This is a genomic window from Noviherbaspirillum sedimenti (assembly GCF_003590835.1).
GTDB lineage: Bacteria > Pseudomonadota > Gammaproteobacteria > Burkholderiales > Burkholderiaceae_D > Paucimonas > Paucimonas sedimenti.
In genome coordinates this window covers 4,031,010-4,055,776 of the sequence record NZ_QYUQ01000002.1, presented here as the reverse complement: position 1 = coordinate 4,055,776, position 24,767 = coordinate 4,031,010, and the positions used below count along the sequence as shown (strand labels likewise).

24 protein-coding genes are annotated in these 24,767 nt (G+C 60.8%); 7 read left to right on the top strand and 17 right to left on the bottom strand.

Annotated features, from left to right (window positions below):
* The first annotated feature begins 48 nt into the window (after positions 1 to 48).
* Together D3878_RS18780 and D3878_RS18775 are read left to right on the top strand one after the other, a co-directional pair.
* The gene (locus D3878_RS18780; protein ID WP_199688209.1) at positions 49 to 1,719 is read left to right on the top strand and encodes an electron transfer flavoprotein-ubiquinone oxidoreductase; all 1,671 of its coding nucleotides are present in this window, start codon (positions 49 to 51) and stop codon (positions 1,717 to 1,719) included.
* 34 nt (positions 1,720 to 1,753) lie between these two features.
* A complete protein-coding gene (locus D3878_RS18775) occupies positions 1,754 to 2,200 on the top strand; it encodes a nuclear transport factor 2 family protein (protein ID WP_119786880.1) in 447 nt (148 codons plus the stop codon).
* A gap of 52 nt (positions 2,201 to 2,252) precedes the next feature.
* Here the strand turns inward: D3878_RS18775 and D3878_RS18770 are convergent, their stop codons facing one another.
* Positions 2,253 to 2,840 carry an HD domain-containing protein gene (locus D3878_RS18770; protein ID WP_119786879.1) on the bottom strand — a complete coding sequence of 196 codons (588 nt, stop codon included), beginning with the start codon at positions 2,838 to 2,840 and terminating at the stop codon, positions 2,253 to 2,255.
* A 59-nt stretch (positions 2,841 to 2,899) separates the two neighbouring features.
* Positions 2,900 to 3,694 carry a class II aldolase/adducin family protein gene (locus D3878_RS18765; RefSeq protein ID WP_119786878.1) on the bottom strand — a complete coding sequence of 265 codons (795 nt, stop codon included), beginning with the start codon at positions 3,692 to 3,694 and terminating at the stop codon, positions 2,900 to 2,902.
* A gap of 133 nt (positions 3,695 to 3,827) precedes the next feature.
* On the opposite strand from D3878_RS18765, the gene D3878_RS18760 reads away from it, so the two are divergent.
* A complete protein-coding gene (locus tag D3878_RS18760) occupies positions 3,828 to 4,469 on the top strand; it encodes a Crp/Fnr family transcriptional regulator (RefSeq protein WP_158592326.1) in 642 nt (213 codons plus the stop codon).
* On the opposite strand, the gene D3878_RS18755 is transcribed toward D3878_RS18760, so the two are convergent.
* The 15 genes from D3878_RS18755 to D3878_RS18685 all read right to left on the bottom strand — a co-directional run bounded on the left by D3878_RS18755 (position 4,466) and on the right by D3878_RS18685 (position 20,092).
* Positions 4,466 to 5,371, bottom strand: coding sequence for a ThuA domain-containing protein (locus D3878_RS18755; protein ID WP_119786876.1), 906 nt, complete (start codon positions 5,369 to 5,371; stop codon positions 4,466 to 4,468). The two genes, D3878_RS18760 and D3878_RS18755, sit on opposite strands and share 4 nt — an antisense overlap.
* A 73-nt stretch (positions 5,372 to 5,444) precedes the next feature.
* A complete protein-coding gene (locus tag D3878_RS18750; protein ID WP_119786875.1) occupies positions 5,445 to 6,224 on the bottom strand; it encodes a TetR/AcrR family transcriptional regulator in 780 nt (259 codons plus the stop codon).
* A gap of 138 nt (positions 6,225 to 6,362) precedes the next feature.
* Positions 6,363 to 7,283, bottom strand: coding sequence for a DMT family transporter (locus D3878_RS18745; RefSeq protein ID WP_119786874.1), 921 nt, complete (start codon positions 7,281 to 7,283; stop codon positions 6,363 to 6,365).
* A gap of 40 nt (positions 7,284 to 7,323) precedes the next feature.
* A complete protein-coding gene (locus D3878_RS18740) occupies positions 7,324 to 8,757 on the bottom strand; it encodes an aldehyde dehydrogenase family protein (RefSeq protein ID WP_119786873.1) in 1,434 nt (477 codons plus the stop codon).
* Positions 8,758 to 8,776: 19 nt separating this feature from the next.
* A complete protein-coding gene (locus tag D3878_RS18735; RefSeq protein WP_119786872.1) occupies positions 8,777 to 9,682 on the bottom strand; it encodes an enoyl-CoA hydratase in 906 nt (301 codons plus the stop codon).
* Positions 9,683 to 9,698: 16 nt separating this feature from the next.
* Entirely contained in the window at positions 9,699 to 10,469 is a 771-nt protein-coding gene (locus tag D3878_RS18730; protein WP_119786871.1) for an enoyl-CoA hydratase/isomerase family protein, read from the bottom strand.
* Between the two features lie 43 nt (positions 10,470 to 10,512).
* Positions 10,513 to 10,839 carry a 2Fe-2S iron-sulfur cluster-binding protein gene (locus D3878_RS18725; RefSeq protein WP_119786870.1) on the bottom strand — a complete coding sequence of 109 codons (327 nt, stop codon included), beginning with the start codon at positions 10,837 to 10,839 and terminating at the stop codon, positions 10,513 to 10,515.
* A gap of 17 nt (positions 10,840 to 10,856) precedes the next feature.
* Positions 10,857 to 11,678, bottom strand: coding sequence for an SDR family oxidoreductase (locus tag D3878_RS18720; RefSeq protein WP_119786869.1), 822 nt, complete (start codon positions 11,676 to 11,678; stop codon positions 10,857 to 10,859).
* A gap of 20 nt (positions 11,679 to 11,698) precedes the next feature.
* The gene (locus tag D3878_RS18715; protein ID WP_199688208.1) at positions 11,699 to 12,514 is read right to left on the bottom strand and encodes an SDR family oxidoreductase; all 816 of its coding nucleotides are present in this window, start codon (positions 12,512 to 12,514) and stop codon (positions 11,699 to 11,701) included.
* A 21-nt stretch (positions 12,515 to 12,535) separates the two neighbouring features.
* A complete protein-coding gene (locus D3878_RS18710; protein ID WP_158592325.1) occupies positions 12,536 to 14,296 on the bottom strand; it encodes a 2-oxo acid dehydrogenase subunit E2 in 1,761 nt (586 codons plus the stop codon).
* Positions 14,297 to 14,306: 10 nt separating this feature from the next.
* Entirely contained in the window at positions 14,307 to 15,314 is a 1,008-nt protein-coding gene (locus D3878_RS18705) for an alpha-ketoacid dehydrogenase subunit beta (protein ID WP_119786867.1), read from the bottom strand.
* Positions 15,315 to 15,327: 13 nt separating this feature from the next.
* Positions 15,328 to 16,254 carry a thiamine pyrophosphate-dependent dehydrogenase E1 component subunit alpha gene (locus D3878_RS18700; protein ID WP_420799585.1) on the bottom strand — a complete coding sequence of 309 codons (927 nt, stop codon included), beginning with the start codon at positions 16,252 to 16,254 and terminating at the stop codon, positions 15,328 to 15,330.
* 342 nt (positions 16,255 to 16,596) lie between these two features.
* The gene (locus tag D3878_RS18695) at positions 16,597 to 17,841 is read right to left on the bottom strand and encodes an aromatic ring-hydroxylating oxygenase subunit alpha (protein WP_119786865.1); all 1,245 of its coding nucleotides are present in this window, start codon (positions 17,839 to 17,841) and stop codon (positions 16,597 to 16,599) included.
* 69 nt (positions 17,842 to 17,910) lie between these two features.
* Positions 17,911 to 18,594 (bottom strand): TetR/AcrR family transcriptional regulator, encoded by a 684-nt coding sequence (locus D3878_RS18690; protein ID WP_119786864.1) that lies wholly within the window; start codon positions 18,592 to 18,594, stop codon positions 17,911 to 17,913.
* A 118-nt stretch (positions 18,595 to 18,712) separates the two neighbouring features.
* A complete protein-coding gene (locus tag D3878_RS18685; protein WP_119786863.1) occupies positions 18,713 to 20,092 on the bottom strand; it encodes an aromatic ring-hydroxylating oxygenase subunit alpha in 1,380 nt (459 codons plus the stop codon).
* Between the two features lie 345 nt (positions 20,093 to 20,437).
* Between D3878_RS18685 and D3878_RS18680 the strand changes: the two genes are divergently transcribed.
* From D3878_RS18680 to D3878_RS18665, 4 genes are all read left to right on the top strand, one after another.
* Positions 20,438 to 21,199 (top strand): SDR family NAD(P)-dependent oxidoreductase, encoded by a 762-nt coding sequence (locus D3878_RS18680; RefSeq protein ID WP_119786862.1) that lies wholly within the window; start codon positions 20,438 to 20,440, stop codon positions 21,197 to 21,199.
* Between the two features lie 13 nt (positions 21,200 to 21,212).
* On the top strand, positions 21,213 to 21,947 hold the full coding sequence (locus D3878_RS18675; RefSeq protein ID WP_119786861.1) for a ThuA domain-containing protein: 735 nt from the start codon (positions 21,213 to 21,215) through the stop codon (positions 21,945 to 21,947).
* Between the two features lie 84 nt (positions 21,948 to 22,031).
* Positions 22,032 to 23,402, top strand: coding sequence for an MFS transporter (locus D3878_RS18670; protein WP_158592324.1), 1,371 nt, complete (start codon positions 22,032 to 22,034; stop codon positions 23,400 to 23,402).
* A 46-nt stretch (positions 23,403 to 23,448) separates the two neighbouring features.
* On the top strand, positions 23,449 to 24,684 hold the full coding sequence (locus D3878_RS18665; protein WP_119786859.1) for an NAD(P)/FAD-dependent oxidoreductase: 1,236 nt from the start codon (positions 23,449 to 23,451) through the stop codon (positions 24,682 to 24,684).
* The last annotated feature ends 83 nt before the right edge of the window (positions 24,685 to 24,767 follow it).

The following is a 24,767-nucleotide window of genomic DNA, read 5'->3' as shown; positions in this document are numbered from 1 at the left end:
TCTATTCCGGCAACGTGCCCCCCTCTGGTTTATATACATCGTACTTATATGACTCAAACCCTTATCGAACAATACGGCCCGCGCGAAGCAATGGAATACGACGTGGTCATCGTCGGCGGCGGCCCGGCCGGCCTGTCTGCGGCCATCAAACTCAAACAGCTGGCGGCAGAAAAAGGCAATGACATCGCCGTCTGCGTCCTCGAAAAAGGCGGCGAACTGGGCGCCCACATCCTGTCGGGGGCGATCATGGATCCGCGCGCGCTCACCGAGCTGCTGCCGGACTGGAAAGCGCTGGGCGCGCCGCTGCATACCGAAGTCACGGAAGACCGCATCCTCTTCCTGACCGAAACCAGGGCTTACCGGACGCCCGGCTTCATGGTGCCGGCCTGCTTTGAAAACCACGGCAACTATGTCGTTTCTCTGGGCAACGTGGTGCGCTGGCTGGGCCAGCAGGCCGAAAGCCTGGGCGTGGAAATCTTCCCCGGCTTTCCTGCCGCCGAAATTCTCTACAACGACGATGGGCAGGTCTTGGGGGTTGCGACAGGCAACATGGGCGTGGACCGCGAAGGCAATCCCACCGAGGCCTTCCAGCTGGGCATGGAATTGCATGCCAAGTACACGCTGTTTGCCGAAGGTGCGCGCGGGCATCTGGGCAAGCAGCTGATGTCCAGGTATGACCTGAACGCCGGCAAGGATCCGCAGTCCTACAGCATCGGCATCAAGGAATTGTGGGAAATCGACCCCAAGCTGCATAAGCCGGGGCTGGTGATCCACAGCACCGGCTGGCCGCTCAAGAACGATACCTATGGCGGCTCGTTTCTGTACCACCTGGAAAACAACCAGGTCGTGGTCGGCTATGTCATTGGCCTGTCGTACGCGAACCCCTACCTGTCGCCGTACGAAGAATTCCAGCGCTACAAGACCCATCCGGCCATCCGCACCTTCTTCGAAGGCGGCAAGCGCCTGTCCTACGGCGCCCGGGCGATTACCGCCGGCGGCCTGCAGTCGCTGCCCAAGCTGGTCTTCCCGGGCGGCGCCCTGATCGGCTGCGACGCGGGCTTTCTCAACATGAGCCGCATCAAGGGCAGCCACGCCGCCATCAAGACGGGCATGCTGGCCGCCGAGGCCGCCTTTGCCGCGCTGGGCGAGCAGCGCCAGCATGACGAACTGACGTCCTACCCGGTGGCGTTCGAGCGCTCGTGGCTGCATGAAGAACTGCACGTGGCGCGCAACGTCAAGCCCTGGCTGTCCAAGGGCCTGGTGCTGGGTTCCATCATGACCGGCATCGACCAGATGGTTTTGCGCGGCAAGGCGCCGTGGACCCTGCGCCGCGACTACGCCGACCACGAATGCCTCAAACCGGCCGCCGCATGCACGCCCATCGCCTATCCCAGGCCGGACGGCAAGCTGACCTTCGACCGCCTGTCGTCGGTGTTCATTTCCAACACCAACCATGCGGAAGAGCAGCCGATCCACCTGACGCTCAGGAACGACGCGGTGCCGGTGGGCGTGAACCTGGCCACCTATGCGGGGCCGGAAGCACGCTACTGCCCGGCCGGGGTGTATGAGTTCGTCAAGACCGAAGAAGGGAAAGACCGCCTGCAGATCAATGCACAAAATTGTGTGCACTGCAAGACCTGCGACATCAAGGACCCGACCCAGAATATCGTGTGGGTCACGCCGGAAGGCGGCGGCGGGCCGAATTATCCGAACATGTAAGCGATACTTGCCGATCAATCAAAGGACTTGTCGGATGGACGATATCAAGCAGTTATTGACGATCGAGGCGATCAAGCAGCTCAAGGCGCGCTACTTCATTTGCCTGGATTTGAAGGACTGGTCCGGATTGCGCGAATTGTTTATGGATGACGCGACGTTTGATGTGCTGGGCGCGCGGAAAGTCTCGCAGCCCCGCAGCACTCAGGCAGACCCGCTGATTGAAGGCGCCGATGCATTCGTGGCATATGCGCGCGAAAGGCTCGGTCCGATCGTTAGTGCGCATTATGGCCACATGCCAGTGATCGACATCATCTCTGACCATGAGGCATCGGGCATTTGGGCGATGGAGGACTGGCTGTACAGCGCGACTGGCACATTGCACGGCCAGGGGCATTATCATGAAACCTACAGGAAAAGCGACGGCTGCTGGCGCATCCAGACATTACGGCTGACCCGCCTGCATGTCGCATCGACCATGTAGGCATTCCGCAAAGTGAGGAGCATCAGTATGCGCCCTCACTTCACTGGCGCGATCAGTAAGCCATTTTGCCGCTGGCGCGCTGGTAGATGGAGCGCTTTGGTTTGGCGAAGACGCGGCGCAGCATCGGCTCGAAAAATTCGAGCGGCAAGGTTTCCGCCTTCGGATCGAAGGCTGGCGCATCGTAGAGCGCGCAGAATTCAACGGTCTGCCGGTATTGCGGATGGTCCTTGTACTGGTCGCGCATATGGCGATCGAGTCCCAGGTAGTGGAAAAAATAATAGCCCTGAAATATTGCGTGCTTTTCGATCATCCAGTGATTTGCCTCGCTGACGAAAGGCTGCAGGATCGTCGCCGCGAGATCGGCGTGATTGTAGGAACCGAGCACGTCGCCGATATCGTGCAGTAACGCACAGACCACATATTCCTCGTCACGACCATCGCGGTGCGCCCGTGTGGCGGTTTGCAGGCAATGGGTCAACCGGTCCACCGGAAGCCCGCCGAAATCCCCGGCCAATAGATTAAGATGGGCCAGGATACGGTCGGGCAAAGCGGCGATAAATGGCGCGGATTCGCGCGTGATAGTTGCCCAGTCCTCGGCAATTGCGTTGCCCAGATTGGTGAAGGTGGTTACTGTTTCCATTTATCGCGCTCCGATTAAAGCTGTCTTTCAATCATTTAAAGAATCGCCTGCCAGCCGTTTCAGTCACGGTATCCGGGGCTGAAACGATCGAGGCGGCGCAGCAATGCCGGCCATGGCACCGAGCCGTCGAGATGCTTGCGATTGCCGCGCATGGCGCTGTTCATGGCAACCGTCATCGCCACCGTCTTGTCTTCGACTTCCTGCGGGATATGGATGAGCTCGGCACCGCTGCTCTGCGCCTTGATCTGCACTTCACACGAGCGCTGCAGCATGTACATCATCAGGAAGGTATCGGCAACGGTTTCGCCGCAGGTCAGCAAGCCATGATTGGGCAAAATCAGGTAAGATTTGTCACCCAGATCCTGCTGCAGGCGGATCCGCTCCTCAGGGTTCAAGGCGACGCCCTCAAACGGATGATATGCCAGGCTGGCGCGGATGAAAATCGACTGCTGCGACAGTGGCAGCAAGCCGTCCTTTTGCATGGAAACCGCAATGCCGTCGGCCGTATGCGTATGCAATACACAGCCGACGTCGTGACGTACTTCATGGATGGCGCCATGAATGATGAAACCTGCGGGATTGATGTCGTAGGGGCTGTTCAACAGCTTGTTGCCGGCCAGGTCGACCTTCACCAGGCTGGAAGCAGTGATTTCGTCAAACATCAAGCCATAAGGATTGATCAGGAATTCTTCGGTGCCCGGCACCTTGGCGGAAATATGCGTGTAGACCAGGTCTTCCCAGCGAAACAGCGAAATCAGTCGATAGCAGGCGGCCAGATTCACCCGCGTTTGCCATTCGATGGGAGAGACCTGCTGCTGAATTTCGGAATGGATGAAAGATTGCGTTGCGGTCATTATCTGGTCTCCGTGTTGAGCTTGTATGGCTGGAGTATATAGAGCGATGTCCATCCCGACTGTCAAAGTTTTTACAATTGCGACGAACGCCGAGCGGCGTAACTTCCTTCTGCGTAATCCGCTTTTCCAGGCGATGCCTGAAGATATTTTGACAGCCCTGGTCGAGATGATGCACGTGCGCCATCTACCCGACCGGGCGCGCCTGCATGACAAGGGCGCTCCCCCCGAAGGGATGTATGCCGTGGTGAGAGGCTGCATTCGCGTCAGCAGCTCCACACGGGATGGCCGGGAAGCCTTGCTCGCCTTGATGGAGCCAGGATGCTGGTTTGGTGAGTCGTCCCTACTAGAGGGACTGCCGCGCGCTTACCAGGCCGATGCCCAGGGCGATAGTGAATTGCTGGTCATGCCGCGCGCGCAATTGAATGCCCTGCTGGAGAGCAGGCCCGAACTTTACCGGCATTTCATCCCGTTTCTCTGCCAGCGCATCCGCCTGTCCACCCTGCTCCTGGAAGGCAATGCATTGCTTTCACTGGAGGAGCGACTCGCGAGCCGCCTGCTGCTGCTGGCCCAGAACGTCCTGCAGGGCGGCACGGATGAACCGCGCCACACGCTCGGCGTGTCGCAGGAAAACCTCAGCCAGATGCTAGGCACAAGCCGGCAAAGCATCAATAAAGTGCTAAAGGAGTGGGAACAGAACGGCCTGATCCAGCGCCACTATGGCAGCATCACCCTGTGCGACCTGAGCGCCCTGGAACGCCTGTCGATGCCGGGCTAATCTTTGCCTGCCTCGCCTGCTGCGTCGGACTGCCGCGCCCAGCGCAGCGCTTCGGGCGAGCATGCCCAGCGGATTGCATTCTGCAGAATTTTACGAAACGAGGGATTGCGGTAAGTAACTGGGCCATCGCCAAATTGCAGATACACGATCGGACTGTTGCGGTAACGTTTTACCCAGCCGACCAGATTGCTTCCGGGCGCATGCTGCCAGCCTGCATTGACATTCAGCGTTCCCGCCAAGGCCTGCTTCGCGGAATAAAAATGTTCTGAGGTGAAGCTGAAGTCGCTGCGGAACAAGGGAATGACCGACTCTTCAAATACTTCAAACAGGTACAGCTCATCGGTCAACTCGAATGGCGCCACGCCTTCTGTGATCGGGTGTTCGAGCACGGGCGAAACGGTGTGAGACACGTCGATGCGATAACCGGAATCCGGCTTGTCGACTCCGCGCGACTTCATTGGCTGGTAGAGGAACTGGGCGCCGACAATCTCGGCCCACTCTGGCCAGGTCGGCCAGGCGGCGCAGGCATGATGGAGGATCACCAGCGGCAGCCCGGCATCCAGCATGGCCAGCAGCCCATCCTTGTAATGCTGCGGCGGCGCATGGAAGGTCGGTACGCCATCGCCGGACCGTTTGAACTCAATGCCCGGCATGTCGTATAACACATAGCAGTCAAAATGACGCGCGGTCTCCGGCGTAAACATCAGCTGGGCGGCGGGGTGCTCGACGCCTGACCACTCAATCTCCGGATTCTCTTCAAAAATCGCGTAGAACTCGTCCCGCACGAAGGCATGGCCGCGCGTGACCAGCAATATATTTTTCTTTGTGCCGGCAGCGGGGAAGAAGGTTTGCCCTCCCCTGCCGCTGCGTCCCCGGTGGTACTCGGGCAGGTCGTTGTCCATTGCGATACCTCGTGTGTGCCGTGTTCACTGGTGCAGGTTCGTACGTCAGTACGTCAAGCCGGCAGCAGGAGCGTCAGTCGCCTGCGTTCTTGCGCGGGCGCCGGACAGCCTTGCTGACGGTGCTGCGCGGCCTCTTGACGTTGGCCGAGAGCGATTGCTTGAACGCGTCGATGCGCTCAACTGAAGGGAAGTCCAGATCGCCCTGGCGGATCTTGAGTACCATCTCTGCGGTGAAGGTTACCAGGGCCCATTCAGCTTCGCTGTCCCGCGAAAGCTCACGACTCATGTTCAAGCCTTCAATGATGGCCCGGGTGAGGCGGCGGGTCAGGTCCAGCTTGGGCATGTTGTCGCGCCACTCGGGGAAGACCTTGAGCAGTTCCTCTTTCCAGACCAGATCGTGATGCCGCGCGCGGGGCAGAAAAATGGCGCGCAGTTCGCTGTTGGTCCGCGCCGCGACCTTCATTTCGAGATACACCTGCATCTCGCGGCTCTGGCACTGCTGCCAATCAATGGCAATGGCCGTGTTGCGGTTGCGGCGGCTCTCATCGCTAAGCGAGCCAACCATCTGGCTGAAGGTGGTCATATGCTTGTAGAAGGCATAGTCGATGACCGCCACCATCAGATCCTGGCTGGTGGGATAGTGATGCAACAGGGCGCCGCGCGAAACCTTGGCCTGCTGACAGACCAGGTTATGGGTGGTATTGGCATAGCCATGCTCGGCCAGACAGTCGAGCGCGGCCTCCAGGATGGTTTCGCGGGTTTTCGAGCTTTTCTGCTCTTGCGGGCTGCCCGGACGCGGTGACAAACCATCGGGGGCGAGTTCCTGAATGGCGGTCGACAGTTCACTGCTCATATACAAAGATCCTCAACATTGCGCTTGGCGAAAAACTGATTGTTATTGAAAATATTTTCGAGTTGGCGTAATTGCGAGAACACCAAATAGTCAATACTAATTACTGAACCTACGGAATCGGATGACATGGGCTGGGTCTCACTTCTCGGGCACCGGCGTCAGCAGCCGAAACCGCTGGGAACTCAGCACCGTGCCGGACAACACCAGAATCATGCCGAACAAATGCCATATGGTGAGTTGCTCTCCCAGCAGGAGCGCACCAAACGCCACCCCCAGCACTGGCACCCAGGACATGTACACTGCGGCCCGTCCCAACCCCATGGCGGCAACCCCGCGCGTCCAGGCAAGCGCGCCCGCCGCAGTGGCCACGACGCCGGAAAAGACCACGCCGGCCCACCCCTGCCAACTCAATGCCTGGACTGCAGCCAGCGGCTCCCGGAGCGTGACGGCCGCATGCAAGACCAGTGCAAGCGTGCCTATCAGGTAAAGGAAAGAATTGATTTCCTGAGCAGTGTTATCGCGTGCCAGCCGCTGCAGGATCAGCACGCCCGTGGAAAAGGACAGCATGGAGCCAAACACCAGAACATCCCCCAGTGATGGGCCTGCCAGGTTGAGGTGTGGGCGGTTCAGTATCACGAGGAGCACGCCGGCCACCGCCAGCAAGGCGCCAAGGACATACGGAGCCGTCAGGCGCTTGCGAAAGGCCAGGGCTTCCAGCAGACCATTGAGCAATGGGTTCAACGCCAGAATCAGTGCCGCATTGCTGGCCGTGGTCTTTTCCATCGCGCCGGCAAAAAGTATCTGATTTCCATACACCATGAGCAGCGCGCTGACGCAGGCAAGCACCAAGGTGCGGCCACGCCAGCGCGGCAGGTGCTGCCGGCTCAGGAACAGCAGCAGGACCAGCACCAACGATGCACACACCATGCGCAAACTGGCGACCAGCATGACGTCCATAATGCCGGTCAGCCATTTGACGAGGGAGACGTTCAGGGCCCAGACAAGCATCGTTGCCATCAAGCCCAGGTGCACGCCAATCGCGACGGGTTGTGGCTTCATCTTGAGCGATCAAAAGACATGGTTGGTTTCACCGTGGCGATCAGGAATGCGCTGCCGAGCCGATCAGCGCCTTGGTTTCAAGGAACTCCTCCAGACCCTGCACGCCCCACTCCCGGCCATTGCCGGACTGTTTGTAACCACCGAAGGGGGCCAGCAGGTCCGAGGGCGCGCCGTTCAGATGCACCGATCCCGTACGCAGGCGCCGCCCGACTTGCACAGCCTGTGCGAACGAGTCGGCCCACACGGCACCGGACAAGCCATAGGGGGTGTCGTTGGCAATGGCCACAGCCTGGTCTTCCGATTCGAACGGCAGGATGCACAGCACCGGTCCGAAGATTTCCTCGCGGGCGATGCGCATGGCGTTATTGACGTTGGCGAAGACTGTGGGCCGGACGAAGTAACCACCTTCCACGCCCTCAGGCAAACCGGCACCGCCGCACACCAGTTCTGCACCTTCTGCGACACCCACAGCGATCATTTCCCGCACCCGGTCATACTGCATGCGGTTGGCCAGTGGACCCATTTGCGTACCTTCGGCCAATGGATCGCCGACCCGGTAGGCTTCTGCCACTTCGCGCGCCAGTTGCACGGCCTCAGCGTGGCGGGCGGCAGGTACCAGCATGCGGGTTGGTGCCTTGCAGGTCTGCCCGCTGTTGATGAGGCAGGCCACGGTACCGGCCCGTACCGCCTCGGCAAAATCTGCGTCAGCCAGAATGATGTTGGCCGACTTGCCACCCAATTCCTGCGTCACGCGCTTGACCGTGTCCGCAGCGGCCTTGGCCACTGCCACACCGCCACGCGTGGATCCGGTAAAGGACACCATATCCACTTCCGGATGTGCCGCCAGAGTCGCCCCGACAGTCGGACCATCCCCCTGCACCAGGTTGAACACCCCGGGCGGCACGCCGGCTTCATCCAATATCTCCGCCAGCAGGACCGCCGACAAAGGCGACAATTCGCTGGGTTTGAGGACCATGGTGCACCCTGCCGCCAGGGCCGGAACGATCTTGGATACCATCTGGTTGACCGGCCAGTTCCAAGGGGTAATCAGGGCGCAGACGCCAACCGGCTCGCGTGCCACTACGCTCCTGCCATGGACCTGCTCGAACTGGTAATCGCGCAATATCTCGAGGTTTGCCTTCAGGTGCCCCATACCGCTACCCGCCTGCATCTGGATAGCCATCGGCAAGGGCGCGCCCATCTCATCGCTGATGACTCGCCCCAGTTCCGCCATACGTCGCTGGTACACCTCGATGATCCGGGCCAGCAGAGACATGCGCAGCTCGCGCGTCGATTGGCTATAGCTCTCGAATGCACGGCGCGCCGCCATGACTGCGCGGTCCACATCCTCGGCGCTACCCATGCGGATGTGCGCAAAAGCCTCTTCGGTGGCCGGGTTGATGACCGCGCGGCGTTGCTGCCCCTGCGGCTCGCTCCACAAGCCATCGATATAGAATTTTTCAGTGTTGCCCATGTCCCCTCCTTCCCGCCGTTTATTCGGCGGCTTTTTTATTCATTGCAGCCATGCTCTTGGCATCGAAGCCGCCCACATTGCTTCCAGAGATCAGTTCGCTGTGGGCATGGGCAAAATGATGCCAGGCAAACACGGCATCCATCGCATTGCGCTTGCCCTGCAGGTCCTCGACATGGTTGACCGCTTGTTTGGTCAGCGCCAGGCCCATGCGCGGTTGCTGGGCAACACGCGCAGCCAGGGCGTAGGTGCCAGCCTCGAGATCGGCGCGCGCCAGTACGCGATTGACCATGCCCATCTGGTAGGCGCGCTCGGCGCTCATGCGGTCGCCGGTAAACAGAAATTCCTTGGCGATGCGCGGATTGAGTTCATACGGATGAGCGAAATATTCCACGCCTGGAATTCCCATGCGCACCACCGGATCCTGGAAAAACGCATCGTCGCTGGCCACGATCAGGTCGCACACCCAGGCCAGCATCAGGCCACCCGCCACGCAGGCGCCCTGCACCATCGCGATGGTCGGCTTGGGCAGGTCGCGCCAGCGCCGGCACATGTTCAGGTAGACCTCCTGCTCGCGGGCGTACAGGAACTCGCCGCCAGGCTTGTTGGTGTGATCCCACCACAGGTTCACCCGCTCAAACGACTTGTTGATGTCGCGGCCCGGCGTGCCGATGTCGTGGCCCGCCGAAAAATGCTTGCCCGCACCGCGCAGGACAATCACCTTGACGGCGTCGTCATTGACGGCGCGCCGGAAGGCGTCATCCAGCGCATAGGTCATTTGCGAGTTCTGCGCGTTGTTGAACGTCGGCCGGTTCAGGGTCACGGTGGCGATGCCATCCGCAACGCCATACAGCACCGGCTCGTCGGTCTCGTAGGAGGACGTATCTTCGCGGCTGACGAAGTTGTCGGGATTCCCTGGATTTGTCATGGCTGGCCTCGTCAAATCAGCGCTTGGCCGCCGCACGGCGGGCAAAAAAACCATCGATCGCCGTCACGAACTCGGGGCGCTGCGCGCAATCGAGGAAGGCGGCGTATTCCGCATCGAGCTGGGCAGGCAAGTCCTGCAACGAGGATGCCCGCAGCAGGCGCTTCAGATGCGCCAGCGCATGCGGCTCGCGCTGGGCCAGGCGCAGCGCGAGCGCCTGTGTCTCCTCCACCAGGCGATCGGCATCGACGACCCGGTTGACGAGGTTCAGGCGCAGCGCCTCGGCAGTATCGATGGTATCGCCGAGCAAGGCGATTTCCATCGCCTTGCGCAATCCGACCAGGCGCGGCAGCGACCAGGACATGCCGCCATCGCAGCTGGTGCCAATATCGCTGTAGGCGAAATTGAATCGGGTGTTCGCTGCAGCCAACGCGAGGTCCGCCGCCAGCATGATGCTCATCCCGGCGCCAGCCGCTGCGCCATGCACGCTGGCAAGTACCGGCTTGGGCATCTCGGCAAGCAGGCGAACAGCCTCATGCACCGGCGGGATCAGTGCGTTGACCGCCTCGGTCGGCTGGGCGCGCATGGTTTGCAGATCACCACCGGCCATGAAGGCCTTGCCGTTGCCGCTCAAGACGACCACCCGCACGGCGGGATCGGCGGCGACAGAACGGCAAGCCTCGGCGAACTCCTGGGCCAGCTCCACATTCAGTGCATTGAGCGCTTCCGGACGATTAAAGCAGATGTGGGCAACGTGCTCCGTCACCTCGACACATAGCGTTGAGCTCATGTATGCGTACCTTGATTCTCGTTATTAAATACCGGCGTCGGGATCAGGCCTGGCGGTCAGGGACATGCAGGATCAGGGCGCCGTCGAGTTCCGGCGTGATCTTGATCTGGCAGCTGAGGCGGCTGTTCGGCTTGCGCTCCGCAGCGACGGCATCGAGCAATTCATCTTCCAGATCCCCCACCGGCGGCAGCAAGCTCTCGCAGGCGGGATCGACGTAAACGTGGCAGGTCGCGCACGCACAGGCGCCGCCGCACTCGGCGAGGATCGCCGTCACGCCGCCCTGCACCGCGCCACTCATCGCGCTGGCGTTTTTCAGGACATTTACTTCCTTGCGTTCGCCATCCGGCAAAACAAATACCACACTAGGCATACAACTACTCCAATAAATTATTGATATTGCTTCGGCATCTTGCCAAGAAAGCCGGCGGGACGATTATGGAACAGCGCCGAACCGGACGATCCCGCTGCCGACACGCCGGAATCGACCACCACCGTATGGGCGCTGACGTGACGAGCTTCGTCGCTGGCCAGATAGCACAGGCTGGCGGCAATTTCTTCCGGCACTGCAGCGCTGCCCAGCGGCGAATTGACAGTCGCCCCTTGCACCGCCTTTTCCCGATCGCCATAGACCTGATCGACCAGCGGCGTCACCACGAGGCCTGGCGCCACCGCATTGACGCGGATGCCATACTGGGCCAACTCCGAAGCTGCGCCACGCGTCAGGGCGATGACCGCAGCCTTGGCCACGCTGTACACTTGCGGCCCGACGCCGCCAACCACACCCGCCAGGCTCGACAGTGAGAGAATCGAACCACCGCCGCCTTGCTTGCGCATCTGCCTGCCCGCATGCTTGACACCGAAGAACACGCTGTCCAGCAACACGCCAAGCGTGCGATTCCAGTCTTCAGTGCGGGTGTCGAGGATCGAACCGACGACCCCGATCATACCGGCATTATTGATCATGCAATCCAGCCGGCCGTGCCGTTCCACCGTGTAGGCGACGGCCCTTTCGACCTGTTCTTCGACACTGACGTCAGCGGCGATGAACGCAGCGTCCAACTCGCGCGCCAGTTGTTGGCCCGCATCGATATTGATATCCGACAGCACGACTGCCGCACCCTCGGCGACAAACAGGCGTGCGGTCTGCGCGCCGATGCCGCTCGCGGCGCCGGTGATCAGCACCACCTTGTCTTGAAGACGTCCACTCATGATTTCCTCTTCGCTCTGTCTTAATGTTGGCCGGAAGGTCCGATAAAGGTGACCGGCCGGTCGCGCAGCTTGCTCGCGCCCGAGGCGAAGCCGCCTGCAGTAACGCCGGAATCAACGACCAGAGTGTGGGCAGTAATATGCGCCGCGGCATCGCTTGCCAGGAAAAGCAGACCGGCAGCAATTTCCTCCGGCAGCAAGGCAGTCCCGAGCGGCGAAACCTCGGCGGCTCCTGTCATTGCCGCTTCACGGCTGCCGCGAACCTGATCGATCATTGGCGTCACGGTGGTTCCGGGAGCGACGGCGTTGACGCGAATGCCATACCCGGACAGTTCGGACGCCGCCGACCTGGTCAGGCCCACCACCCCGTGCTTGGCCGCCGTATAGGCATGCGGACCCAGCCCACCCATGACCCCGGCAATGCTGGACAGGGACAGGATCACGCCACTGCGTTGCTCGCGCATCGCACGCGCGGCATGCTTGATGCCAAAGAACACGCTTTCCAGCAAGATCGCCTGGGTTGCGCGCCAGGCCTGCGCCGTGGTTTCCATGATCGAACCGACCGCACCGATCACGCCGGCATTGTTGATCATGCAGTCGATCCGGCCATGGCGCTCGACCGTATAGGCAACCGCGCGCTCCACCTGCTCTTCAAAGGTCACGTCGGTGGCGATGAAGTGCATTCCCAGTTCCCTGGCCAGCGCAGCGCCGGCCACCTCGTTGATATCTGCCAGTACCACCTTCGCGCCTTCGCGGATGAACAGGCGCGCGGCCGCTTCGCCAATGCCGCTTGCCGCCCCCGTCACCAGCACTACCTTGTCCTGCAAACGTCCACTCATTAACGTCTCCGTATTTATTTATCAGCCAAGCAGCGCATAGGGCCGGTCAACCCACTTGCGCAACGCCGCCAGGAATCTGGCGCCTACCGCACCGTCGATGGCGCGGTGATCGCAGGACATGGTTACCGACATCAGCGAACGGAACTCGATGCTGCCGTCAGCAGCCTCGCAGGCTTCGCGCCGCACATTGCCAACGGCCAGGATGCCGCCTTGCGGCGGATTGATCACCGCATCGAACTGGCGCACACCGAACATGCCCAGGTTAGAAACGGTAAAAGTGCCGCCGCTCATGTGCGCCTGGGTCAGGCTGCGGTTGCGCGCCCGCTCGGCCAGCTCGACCACCTCGGCGGCGATCGCAAACACACTCTTGCTCTCGGCATTGCGGATCACCGGCGTGACCAGCCCCCCCTCGATGGCAACCGCGAGACACAGGTGCACGCCACTGAACTGCTTGATGCCGGCATCGGTGAAATGCACATTGGCCGCGGGAACGTCGTGCAGCGCCAGCGCCACCGCGCGCATCAGGAAGTCGTTGATCGACAACTTGCGACGCCCCTCGCTTTGCGCATTGATCGACTGCCGCAGCGCGATCAGCGGATCAAGGTTCAAATCGATCGTCAGATAGAAATGCGGAATGGTTTGCTTCGAATGCGTCAGACTGGCAGCGATGGCCTTGCGCATGGCAGTCAGCGGAATCAGCTTGTAATCATCCACAGATGCCTGTACCACCGGCTGTTGCGCCGCAGGCGATTGCGCAGCATTCCTGATCGACTCTTGCACATCGGCCTTGAGCACCAGGTTGCGCGGACCGCTTCCCTGTACGGAAGCCAGGTCGACGCCCTGCTCGGCAGCCAGCTTGCGGGCAGCCGGGCCGGCGCGCACGTCTGCCGGTGCCGACGGCGCAACGGCGGAAGCAGCGCGGACGGCCGGCTGAAACCGGACCAGCACGGCCTCGACGTCTGCCACCGAAATCCGGCCGTGGCGGCCATTGCCTGCCAACGCAGTCAGGTCGATACCGCTGCGATTAGCCAGGCGACGTGCGATCGGCGAGGCATTCACGCTGCTGTTACGCTGCACAAGTTGCTGCTCACCCAAGGCGGGCAATTCGGCAACGGCCGTTTCAAATTCGGGCGCTGCGGCGACAACATCATCCACGGAGACGCGGCCATGGCGGCCGGTACCGGACAAGCTGGACAGATCGATGCCTGCCCGGTTGGCCTGGCGCCGCGCCACCGGACTGGCATTGACGGTCGCGTTGGCGGCGACGATACGATCCCGCTCCGCCTCACTCAAGGCTGGGCGAACAGGCGCCTGCGCCGTTGCAACTGCAACTGCAACAGCTGCCGGCTGGCTGCTGGCTGCTGCTGGCTGCGCAATCGGCGCCGGCGGTGCAACCGCTGCTGGCTGTGCCACTGCTTCCGGCTGTGCTGCGGGCGCAGGTTGCTCAGTTGGCGTTGGTGCCGGTGCCGGCGCAGCCGCGACCGGCTGTCCCGCCGCGGCGAGGTAGCTGTCGATTTCTTCTTCGCTGACATCAGGCTCGGACGTTACCCCCAGCAAGCCGCCCACAGGAACGATATCGCCGACCTTGCCGACCAGCCGACGCACCACGCCAGGCATGTCGCTCATCGCCTCCATGGAGTTGACGATCTTGGAGGTCTCGATATCGACGAGTTCACGGCCCTTGGTAATGCGGTCGCCGACGGCGACATGCCAGGCGGCGATACTGCCTTCTGTCATTTCCAGCCCCCATTGGGGCATATTGATGGGATGGATCTTGCTCATGGCGTTCTCCTCAAGGCGCCAGAACCGAGCGGATGGCCTGCTCGATGCGGGCAGCATCCGGCAAGTATTCGCGTTCCAGTTCCGGCGCAAACGGCACCGGGGTATGCGGCGGCGTCACAGTAACCACTGGTGCACGCAGGCTGAAGAAGGCCTTGCGCGCAGCCAAAGCGGCAATGTCGGCAGCCAGGCCGCAACGCGGCGACGACTCGTCGATCACTACCAGGCGTCCGGTTTCCCGCACACTTTCCAGAATCAGCTCTTCATCCAGCGGCGAGGTCGTGCGTGGGTCGATCAGATCGCAGCGGATGCCCTCCTCGGCCAGCTTGTCCACCACCGCAACCGCCAGCTTCACAAACTGCCCGGTAGCCACCACGGTCGCATGCTCGCCCTCGCGCACCAGCACGCCTTCGCCAAACGGAATCGTGTAGTCGCCGTCGGGCACTTCACAGGCGTCGTTGTAGAGCATCTTATGCTCAAGGAACATCACCGGATCGTTGTCGCGAATCGCCTGCAACAGCAAGCCCTTGGCATCATAAGCATTGGAAGGCATCACCACCTTGATGCCGGGAATGGAAGTAAGCAGGGAATGCACGCTCTGCGAGTGCTGCGCTGCTGCACTGCGGCCGGCACCGACGGTCATGCGAATCACCAGCGGTGCCTTGGCGCCATTGAACATGTAACGGAACTTGGCGGCCTGGTTGAGAATCTGGTCAAAGCACACGCCGATAAAGTCGCTGAACATGATCTCGGCGACCGGGCGCAGACCCGCCAGGGCGGCGCCGTTGGCTGCGCCGACAATCGCCGATTCGCTGATCGGCGTGTCGATCACCCGATGCTCGCCGAACTTCGGCAGCAAACCCTTGGTCAGCCCGAACACGCCGCCGGCCACATCACGCTGGCCGGAGCTGCCGCCCGCGCCGCCCGATACATCTTCGCCAATCACGATCACCGAAGGATCGCGCGCCATTTCCTGGTGCAGCGCTTCGTTGATGGCTTCTCGCATTGTCTTTTTAGTCATGGCAGGGACCTAATCAATAGTTGTCGTATACGTTTTTCAGCAAGTCTTCCGGCTGCGGACGCGGCGCGTTGCGCGCCTCATTGACCGCGCGCTCGATCAGCGCCCCTACTTCATTGTCGATCGCATCGAGGCTGGCCAGGTCGAGTTCGCCGCTGGCCTGCATGCGCGCGCGGAAGTTTTTCAGACAGCAGCTTTCGTCGCGGTATTGCTCCACTTCGCCCTTGGCGCGGTAGAGTTGCGGGTCGCCGACAAAGTGACCGAAATAGCGGATGGTGGTGCAGTAGATGGCGCTCGGACCGCCGCCATGGCGCGCCACTTCCAGCGCCTTCGCCATGGCGTCATAGACGGAGAAGAAATCGAAACCATCGGCTTGAAACACCGGAATGCCAAATCCCTCGATGCGCTTGACGACATCGTCGCAGCCAATGCCGTATGAAGAACCCGTATGCTCGCTGTAACCATTGTTTTCGAAGATGAATACCTTGGGCGCCTTCAGCACCACCGCCATGTTCATGGCTTCGAAGACGGTACCTTGATTGGAAGCGCCGTCGCCGACAAAGGAGGCGGCCACCTTGCCTTCGCCACGCAGCTTGCAGGCGATTGCCGCACCGAGGGCGATGGGCGAGCCGGCGCCGACAATGCCGTTGGCGCCCAGCATGCCCTTGGCGATATCGGCAATATGCATGGAGCCGCCCTTGCCGCCATTCAGGCCGTCACGGCGGGCGTGCAGCTCTTTCATCATGCCGACCACGTCACAGCCCTTGGCGATGCAATGGCCATGACCGCGATGGGTGCTGATGATGAAATCGTCGTCGCTCAGTTGCTCGCAGGCGCCAACCGCCACCGCCTCCTGGCCACTGTAGAGGTGCGTGAATCCCGGAATCGCGCCAGTCAGGCATTCCGTATTGACGCGATCCTCGAACTCGCGGATCACCTTCATCTGCCGGTAGGCATTCAGCAGCTGTTCACGGGAGAGCCCGCTTTTTTGATGAGCGGCCGGAGCAACCGCTGTCTCTTTACCAGTTTTTAGTTTTGCAGTCATGTCACGCTTTCTTCGGAGTCCCAGTTAGTCGTGTAGGTCGTGTCGGCGCACCGTCTCTTGATACGATGCTATATAAAACAGTTTGAACGGTATGTTTTACACGAAAAACCCGGAAAAGGCAAAAAAATTTTATTCGTTTTTCCCGCATATGCAGCGGCGCCGGCAGGCGCAATGCGCATGCCGGCGCCGCTGTGCGCACTGACGGCTCAGACCGTCATGTGCGTGGGGCCAAGGAAGGACTTACTTGCTGTCCTGTTCGAGCAGTTCGTTGATATGCCGGTGGATGTTTTGCAGCGCCAGTTCATTGGCACCCAGCACTGGTTTAAAGCTGGCCGGCGCGTATTTCATGTTGCGCTGACCGTCTTCCGAAACCGAGTAATCTTCCGTGCTGACCACCTTGTGGATGAAATCATGCATCTCGGTCCACGGCTCCGTTTCCGGATGCTTGTCCTCCATGTGGCCCGGCTTGTAGGTACTGAGGAGGGTCGTGCCCTGGTCAACCTTGTCGCCCGGAAAAAGCCGCGCGACACCGTAGAACTGCCGGCCGCCCGGGATGCTGTTGGCGTTGATCACGACGTTCGGAAAAATGTAATAAAGTCCATTGTAGGTGGTGTCCGGCCATTCTTCCTCGGGCTTGTCGCTATACTCGAGAAACTCCGCACGCGGCATTGCCAGCCGGTGGTTTGGCCCGTAGTTATCGTAGCTCATGATGTTGGACATGGCCAGGGCGCCGATGCTGCTTGGGTGCAGGGTGCCAAAATGATAGCCTTCGCCATAGGTGTCCATGGCGTATTTCCAGTTGCTGTTGACGTCGATGCGCGAAGTCTTCATCGGCCGCGCCTTCTCCAGCTCCAGATGCGCCAGTTCACGCGCAAACGCTTTGCCCAGGTGCTCCTCGACATCAATCGGTGCGCCGTCAGGATTGGCACGCACGAAAATCAGGCCGTGCCATTCGGCGACCGGCACCGGGATCAGATTGCGTTCTTCGAGGTTGATATCCTTGAAGCCCTCCTTCCCGGGAACGCCCACCAGCTTGCCATCCAGATCGAAGGTCCAGCCGTGGAACTTGCAGCTCATGCGGTTTTTGCGCTTGGGCTCAGTCACCAGTTTGGCGGCGCGGTGTGTGCACATATTGAGAAAGGCGTTGACTTTGCCAGCCTTGTTGCGTACCAGCAGAATCGGCGGCCCCACTTCATCAAACAGGAACGTATCGCCCGGTTCGGGCATATCGCCGGTGAGCGCAGCCAGTACCGGACGCTGCCGGAACAGCACGCGCTTCTCCTGCTCGTGGCGCGCGCTATCGGTATAGGTGCCCAGCTCGACCTGCATCGTGCCTTCGGCAAGATCAGTCGTGCTGGCCTTGATATGGTCGATGGTGCGTTTGCGCAGGGCATTGCCGGACTCGCGGCGCAGCCGGGTCCAATCGTTGCCGGACTCATTGCATTGCGAATTGCAGCTGGCGTTCAAAGTTGCCTGGTCACTCATGATCTGTCTCCTTTTGCTTTGCTATCAAGATTTTTTTACTCAAATTGACACGGCGCGCGCGCCGCCTGGCTACACCACAGAAACGCCGCCCTCAGCGGCGACGCCCTCAGGATTTTTTTGCTCCGCTGCCGGACCGCTGCGCATCATGCGCAAGAGGCTACGCAGCGCCTCGACACTGCGCACGAACTGTCCATGCCGGGATGCACGCAAGGCGCGGTTGCCGAGCGCACCGACGAACAGTGAGATCATCATCGAACCCAGTTCGTTGGCATCGGCATCGGCCGGCAATTCACCCTGGCGCTTGGCGCGCTCCACCAGCCGTATCGCCACCTCGTCACGCCGCCTGGCCGCATCCGAGATCGCCATGAATAGCTCCGGATCGCGCACTGCTTCCAGTTGCGCGGTCAAACCCAACAGTTGCAATACGCCATCGTCGCGATACATGTGGGGCACTCGCTCCATCAGCTGGTCGAGTGCTTCGCAAACCGAATCAAGGGGATCAAGCACCTCGCTGAATGCAGCGATTTCCTCTTCATACATGAGGCAAACCACTTCGCTGAACAAAGCGTTCTTTGACTCGAAGTGGTTGTAGATGGCCGGGCCGGACATGCCCGCCTCCCCGGCGATCTCCGCCAGGGTGACGCGGTGCAAACCCTTGCGCGCGAACAGCATGGCGGCGACCGCGAGTAACTGCTCGCGACTGGCCAGCCCCGAACGCCTTCCAGACGGCGCCTTTTCAGGTGCAATGATCATATTCAGCCCTTGTCTCCTCAATTCGAACCGGCAATGGCGCAATGCCGTCAACACGAATTGGTTAATTAATGTTCATTAATTAAATCATCGAATATTGCTGCAGTCAATATTGATTGCATCAATCAGCCAGGTACTTGTCCAGGGTTTGATGGAAATGGCGGATACGCACTTCCTGATAGTTCCCCAAATGCAATTGCTTGTTCTTTGAGACTTTCATGCCGGTCTGGACATGCGGCAGGTTGCCCATATCCTGATCGACGATACCACCCAACACACCCAAGGCAGAGGCCCAGGGCGCATCAGCGTCCAGCATTTGCATGGACACCGCGGCCGGCATCGGCTGCCCCACCGGGACCGGGGTCAGGATACGCACTTCCATCAAGGTATGGTCCTGATCCGGCCATGGCCGCCAGCGATACAACACGCTCGGCGAGAAGCCGCCCCACGGCGACATATTGGGAAACACATTGTAGGTCAAGGCATCCTGGACCTCGGCATCGCTGGCATGATCGAGATCGACTCCCGCCATTTCCGCAAAGCGCTTGCGGTTGAAGTCGCCCATGACCTTGCGGGCGGACAATCCGTCTGGCACCGTGATCGTGGTGTCCTTCGGCACGACCCGGCCGTTGTACTTGAGGAATGCATCCATCACCTCCTGTTGATCGAGCTCATTGCCGGCCAGATGCGGCGAGGTCACGCCAAAGGGCGTGATCGCCAGGTTGACATTGTCGTTGTACAGGTTGTATTTGCTGTTGGCGTCGCCGGTGAAAGGCATGATCTGCGGGTGCGTTGCGATCACATGGAAGGCTTCCATGAACGCCTCGGCGCACGCCTTCCAGTTGGCCGGCACCACCTTGGCAGCCCACGCCGTCGTCACGCGCTGTTCGGGCTTCCAGCGTTCGAAATGCGCCGGCAGCGGCCCGAGGAATTCTTCCAGGGAAGGACCGCCTGGCTCTTCCCGGATGAAAATGAAGCCGCCCCAGCGCCCCACTTCCGCCTCGGGCAAGCCCAGCGGCTGCTCATCGAGGTGCTTGAAATCCCAGCGGCTGGGAATGTTCTTCAGGCTGCCGTCCGTGTTCCAGGTCCACGCATGGTAGGAACATTTGAATTCCCCGACACTGCCATTGGCGGTGCGCAGCTTGCGGCCGCGATGCAGGCAGACGTTATGAAATGCCTTGACCGAGCCGTCCGGCTGGCGCGTCACCAGGTAGGAACGCCCGGCATTTTCATAGACCACCACATCGCCGGAATTGCGCAGCTCCTCGTCGCGCGCGGCAAATTGCCAGACATGCGGCCACATCTTGTCCATCTCGCGCTGGAAGAATTCCGGGCTGGTGTAACGATCGGTCGACAGTGGAGCGGAACCCAGCTCGCGGTAGGTATCTTCGAGCAGGAATGCGGGAACCTGACGGCTGTCCGCGGCAGCCAGTTCGTCCCAGGATACGCCGGGACCATGCGCCATTCCCTTTTCGTCCAATTGTCGATCATTCTCTGCCATGGCTGCCTCCTGGAAAATAACCCCGCACTCGGGATGGTTAATGCTCTGTGCAAGACTTTACAGAGCAATTCAAAATAAAACAAGCGTTCCGAACTGTTTTTTTATAAAATTCCGAATGATTCTCAAAGCACCCATGCTTGCCTCGCCATGAGGCAAGCAAACCAAAATTCGACGAGACAATTCCGATAAAAAATACTGCAGGGCAGCAGCGGACAATTCGCGCCCTGACAGGCAAGCAAACCGGAAAATCCAGCAACAATAAAGAATCCAGCTAGACTGTTTTTAAAATTAGATATAGACTTCAAAATCGTTATTCATTAACCCCCATTAAAGAGAAAGCAGACCATGGATCTTCAACTGAAGGGTAAAAAGGCAATCCTCGCAGGCGCCACCAAAGGCATCGGGCGTGCCGTGGCAGAGGTACTGGCAGCAGAAGGCGTTGCCATCGAATTGTGCGCGCGCGACCAGGCTGGCGTGGAAAATACAGTCCAGCAATTGCGCGCCAAAGGCTCCGCAGTTACTGGCGAAAGCGTTGACATGGCCGACGCGGCCGGCTACCGCGAGTGGGTAGCGCGCGCCAGCGAGCGGCTTGGCGGCTGCGACATCTTTATCTGCTTCGCCTCCGGCGGCGGCGGCGCACCCAGCGAAGAACGCTTTCAGGCCGCGTTTGAACTTGACCTGCTGGCCACCTATCGCGGCATCGAAGCCGCCCTCCCCGCGCTCGAAAAATCCAGCAGCGCTGCCATCATCGTGATGTCCACCACCGTGGCCATCGAGCCATCATTCGGCCCGCAACCGTATGCCGCGCTGAAAGCCGCCGTCACCAACTACGCCGGCGCACTGGCGCACAGCCTGGCACCCAAGGGTATCCGGGTCAACATGGTTGCGCCCGGCCCAGTCTTCATCGAAGGTGGCGTCTGGGACAAAATCAAGAGTGGCCGCCGCGAGTTCTATGACAAGACCATCGCCCAGGTGCCGCTCGGACGCCTCGGCGCCGCCAAGGAAATCGCCGATGCGATCGTCTTCCTGGTCTCGCCCCTCAGCGCCTTCACCACCGGCACCAACCTGGTGATCGATGGCGGCATGACCAAGCGCGTACAGCACTGAAAGGGGAGCGGGTGTGCGTCTGAACTGCGTATTGATTGCCGGTGGAAAATGGCACGATATCGATTTCGCCCGCCTGGAGTTGCTCAAACTCCTGGGCGAGGACGAAAATATCCGGGTCCGGGTATTCGAAGACTATTCGAACCTGGACGCCATCCGGGCAGCCGACTTTCTGGTCACCTACACCTGCGACGTCATCCCTTCGCTGGAGGAGCAGGAGGCGCTGCGCGACTATGTCAAACAGGGCGGGCGCTGGCTGGCACTGCACGGCACCAACTCGATCCTGCGCTTTTTGGAAAATGGCAGCATCGATGCGCCCCGATGGGCGCCGCTGTTCATGGAGACGCTGGGATCGATGTTCCTTGCGCACCCCCCCATCTGTTCTTTCACCGTCTCGCCCACCGGGGTGCAGCACCCCATGGTCGAGGGCATCGAACCCTTTGAGGTCGTCGACGAACTTTACCTTGCAGAATTCTACGCGCCCGTCGAGGTGCTGCTTGACACGGAATTCGAGGGCACAGCAGGACGTTTCGTTGAGAATCAATGGAAAAAGCAGCGCCACCCCGTGCTCTACCTGCGGCAACTGGAAAAAGGCACCATCATGTACCTGACCCTGGGCCACTGCCGCGGCCACCATGACCTGCAACCGATGGTCGACTATTATCCAAAGGTCGAGCGCTGCGCCTGGGAGCAGCCCATCTATTACGAACTGCTGCGTCGCGGGCTGGCTTGGGCCAAGGACAGCTCATGACCTTCCCAGTGGCGCCGCCACAAACGGCCCAAGAGACGCAACCGCAAAAAATTACTTGAGGTAGCTGCAATGCATGATAACTACATGAGACAAACGACCTCCGCCATCCCTCCCCGCGAGCAATTCAAGGCCCTGGGCATCGCCTCCCTTGGCGGGATGCTGGAGTATTTCGAATTCATCATCTTTGTGTTCCTGGCCCCCCAGATCAGCCAGAACTTTTCCTCTCCCGACATGCCGGAATGGCTGCGCCTGATGCAGACCTTCGGCATCTTCGCGGCCGGCTTCCTGATCCGTCCGGTCGGCGGCATCCTGATGGCACAGTTGGGCGACCTGATTGGCCGCAAGCGCATCTTCACGCTGACGCTGGGACTGATGGCGGTTCCGACACTGACCATCGCCCTGCTCCCGGGCTATGCGCAGATCGGCATCTGGGCGCCCATTCTGCTGCTGGCTTGCCGGCTGGTGCAGGGTGTTGCCCTCGGCGGCGAACTGCCGGGCGCGATCAGCTTCGTGTCCGAGCAGGTCAGTGGCCGCCGCGTCGCGTTCGCCCTCGGCGTGCTGGCGTCGACGCTCTGCATGGGTTCGCTGGGCGGCTCGATCATCGTCAGTTCCCTGGCAAATTTACTGGGCGCCCAGGCCATGATGGACTATGGCTGGCGCATCCCCTTCGTGCTGGGCGGGCTTTTCGGCCTGCTCTCCGTCTATCTGCGCCGCTTCACCCATGAAACACCGGTATTTGAAGCCATGAAGGCCAAAATGATGCTGTCGGAGCGGCCGCCCTTCACCGTACTTGTGGCCGAGCACCGCTTCAATCTGCTGGGCGGCATGATCCTCGCAGCCACCACCACCATCGTCGCCGCCACCACCCAACAGTTTCCGATTACCTTTTTCGTCACCATGAAGCACCTGCCGATGGCGGAGATCGCCACCGTCCAGACCCTGCTGATTGCCTTCACCATGGTCGGCAATGTCCTCGGCGGACTGCTGGTGTCGTGGCGCATTTTTTCCCTGCGCAGCGGCTACATCACCTTTCAGCTCATCACCATTGCCGCCATGTTCTGGGCATTCAGCCAGGACACCGCCAGCGGATTGATCGCGCCCTTCATCTGCCTGGGCATCAGCGGCGGCTGCGCGATGGGCTTGTCGCTGACGTTTCTGGCCAGGGCCTTCCCGGCGCAGTTGCGCTACACGGGCCTGGCGACCTGTTACAACATTCCAATCGCCATCTTCGGCGGCACGGCACTGATCATCCTGACTTTCCTGGCGCGCTTTTCGCATCAGTACCCGGCGCTCTACCCGTCATTTTTCTGCCTGCTGTCGATCGTGGCAGCGCTGCTGCTGTGGCCGCGCCGTCACGCCATCAGCCCCTTTGAGCAAAACGACCCCGATGCCAATCCGGCCACGCAAAAGCAGATCGTGCCCGAGACAGCAGTCCAGTTCAGTGGTCAACAGTAAATGCGATGAGCACCACCCATCTTGTCCTTGATCCGCAGGTGAACCAATGTCTATAGAATCCAAGATCGTCATCATCGGTGCCGGTCACGCCGGTGGCGCGCTGGCCGCCCAATTGCGCGAGCAGGGCCATCGCGGTCCGCTGTGCGTCATCGGCGACGAGCCTTACCTCCCCTACCAGCGTCCGCCCTTGTCAAAGGCGGTCCTGAAGGGTGCGACCGATACCGAATCCCTGATCCTCAGGAACGCCGCGTTTTATCAGGAAAACGACATCGAGGTGCGCACCGGCCAGACTGTCTCGGCAATCGATCGCAACGCCCGTCATGTCACTTTGGCCGGCGGCGAGTCCCTGCCCTACGATTTCCTGATCCTGGCCACCGGCGCGCGGCCGCGGCAGCTTGCCATTCCCGGCGCAGGATTGGCGAATATTCTCACGCTGCGCGGCATCGACGATGCCGCGCGCCTCAAGAGCGCACTGCAGCCAGGACGCCGCCTGGCCATCGTCGGCGGCGGCTATGTCGGGCTGGAGGTGGCGGCCTCGGCGCGCGCCCTCGGCATGGAGGTTACCGTCGTCGAGCGCGAAGCGCGACTGCTGGCGCGGGTTGCCAGCGAGCCGCTGGCAACGTTCTACGAACGCATCCACCAGCAGCAAGGCGTGCAGATCATTCGCAACGCCAATCTCAGCCATTTCGAAGGCGACGACCATGTGACGGCGGTGCATCTGGAGGATGACCGACGCCTGGCCTGCGATGTCGCCGTGGTTGGCGTCGGCGCGCTGCCACGCGACGAACTGGCGCGCGCCGCCGGCCTGCACTGCGAGAACGGCGTCATGGTCGACCAGGATGCGCGCACCAGCGATCCTGCCATCTTCGCCATCGGCGATCTGAGCTGGCGCCCATTGCCAGTCTATGGCGACAGGATGTTTCGCCTGGAGAGCGTGCCGAACGCGCTGGAACAGGCGCGCCAGGTCGCCTGCGCCATCGTCGGCAAGCCACGCCCGGCCGCCGAGGTGCCGTGGTTCTGGTCGGACCAGTACGATATCAAGCTGCAGATCGCCGGCCTGCCGTTCGACGCCGACCGCCAGGTGGTGCGCGGCGCACCCGAGCAGTCAAAATTCGCCGTCTATCATCTGCGGGGCGAGCAGGTGATGGCAGTCGAAGCAATCAACTCGCCACTGGATTTCATCGCCGGCAAGCAGTTCATTCTCAGCCAGGCGCTCGTGTGTGCGGACAGGCTTGCCAACATGGCCATCAAGGCCAAGGATGCCGCGCTGGCCATACCCTGACCAGGCGGATGCCGCGCGTCACCGCGCCGACCAGACATGAAAAAGGGGGGCCTTGCGCCCCCCTTTTTTTTTGCCACACTAGC

Coding starts and splice junctions, on each gene's coding strand:
- D3878_RS18685 (WP_119786863.1), bottom strand. CDS start 20,092: ATGGCAGAGAATGATCGACAATTGGACGAAAAGGGAATGGCGCATGGT.
- D3878_RS18780 (WP_199688209.1), top strand. CDS start 49: ATGACTCAAACCCTTATCGAACAATACGGCCCGCGCGAAGCAATGGAA.
- D3878_RS18740 (WP_119786873.1), bottom strand. CDS start 8,757: ATGGGCAACACTGAAAAATTCTATATCGATGGCTTGTGGAGCGAGCCG.
- D3878_RS18680 (WP_119786862.1), top strand. CDS start 20,438: ATGGATCTTCAACTGAAGGGTAAAAAGGCAATCCTCGCAGGCGCCACC.
- D3878_RS18705 (WP_119786867.1), bottom strand. CDS start 15,314: ATGACTAAAAAGACAATGCGAGAAGCCATCAACGAAGCGCTGCACCAG.
- D3878_RS18745 (WP_119786874.1), bottom strand. CDS start 7,283: ATGAAGCCACAACCCGTCGCGATTGGCGTGCACCTGGGCTTGATGGCA.
- D3878_RS18720 (WP_119786869.1), bottom strand. CDS start 11,678: ATGAGTGGACGTCTTCAAGACAAGGTGGTGCTGATCACCGGCGCCGCG.
- D3878_RS18715 (WP_199688208.1), bottom strand. CDS start 12,514: ATGAGTGGACGTTTGCAGGACAAGGTAGTGCTGGTGACGGGGGCGGCA.
- D3878_RS18725 (WP_119786870.1), bottom strand. CDS start 10,839: ATGCCTAGTGTGGTATTTGTTTTGCCGGATGGCGAACGCAAGGAAGTA.
- D3878_RS18750 (WP_119786875.1), bottom strand. CDS start 6,224: ATGAGCAGTGAACTGTCGACCGCCATTCAGGAACTCGCCCCCGATGGT.
- D3878_RS18690 (WP_119786864.1), bottom strand. CDS start 18,594: ATGATCATTGCACCTGAAAAGGCGCCGTCTGGAAGGCGTTCGGGGCTG.
- D3878_RS18695 (WP_119786865.1), bottom strand. CDS start 17,841: ATGAGTGACCAGGCAACTTTGAACGCCAGCTGCAATTCGCAATGCAAT.
- D3878_RS18700 (WP_420799585.1), bottom strand. CDS start 16,254: ATGAAGGTGATCCGCGAGTTCGAGGATCGCGTCAATACGGAATGCCTG.
- D3878_RS18765 (WP_119786878.1), bottom strand. CDS start 3,694: ATGACCGCAACGCAATCTTTCATCCATTCCGAAATTCAGCAGCAGGTC.
- D3878_RS18775 (WP_119786880.1), top strand. CDS start 1,754: ATGGACGATATCAAGCAGTTATTGACGATCGAGGCGATCAAGCAGCTC.
- D3878_RS18770 (WP_119786879.1), bottom strand. CDS start 2,840: ATGGAAACAGTAACCACCTTCACCAATCTGGGCAACGCAATTGCCGAG.
- D3878_RS18665 (WP_119786859.1), top strand. CDS start 23,449: ATGTCTATAGAATCCAAGATCGTCATCATCGGTGCCGGTCACGCCGGT.
- D3878_RS18670 (WP_158592324.1), top strand. CDS start 22,032: ATGAGACAAACGACCTCCGCCATCCCTCCCCGCGAGCAATTCAAGGCC.
- D3878_RS18730 (WP_119786871.1), bottom strand. CDS start 10,469: ATGAGCTCAACGCTATGTGTCGAGGTGACGGAGCACGTTGCCCACATC.
- D3878_RS18760 (WP_158592326.1), top strand. CDS start 3,828: ATGCCTGAAGATATTTTGACAGCCCTGGTCGAGATGATGCACGTGCGC.
- D3878_RS18710 (WP_158592325.1), bottom strand. CDS start 14,296: ATGAGCAAGATCCATCCCATCAATATGCCCCAATGGGGGCTGGAAATG.
- D3878_RS18755 (WP_119786876.1), bottom strand. CDS start 5,371: ATGGACAACGACCTGCCCGAGTACCACCGGGGACGCAGCGGCAGGGGA.
- D3878_RS18735 (WP_119786872.1), bottom strand. CDS start 9,682: ATGACAAATCCAGGGAATCCCGACAACTTCGTCAGCCGCGAAGATACG.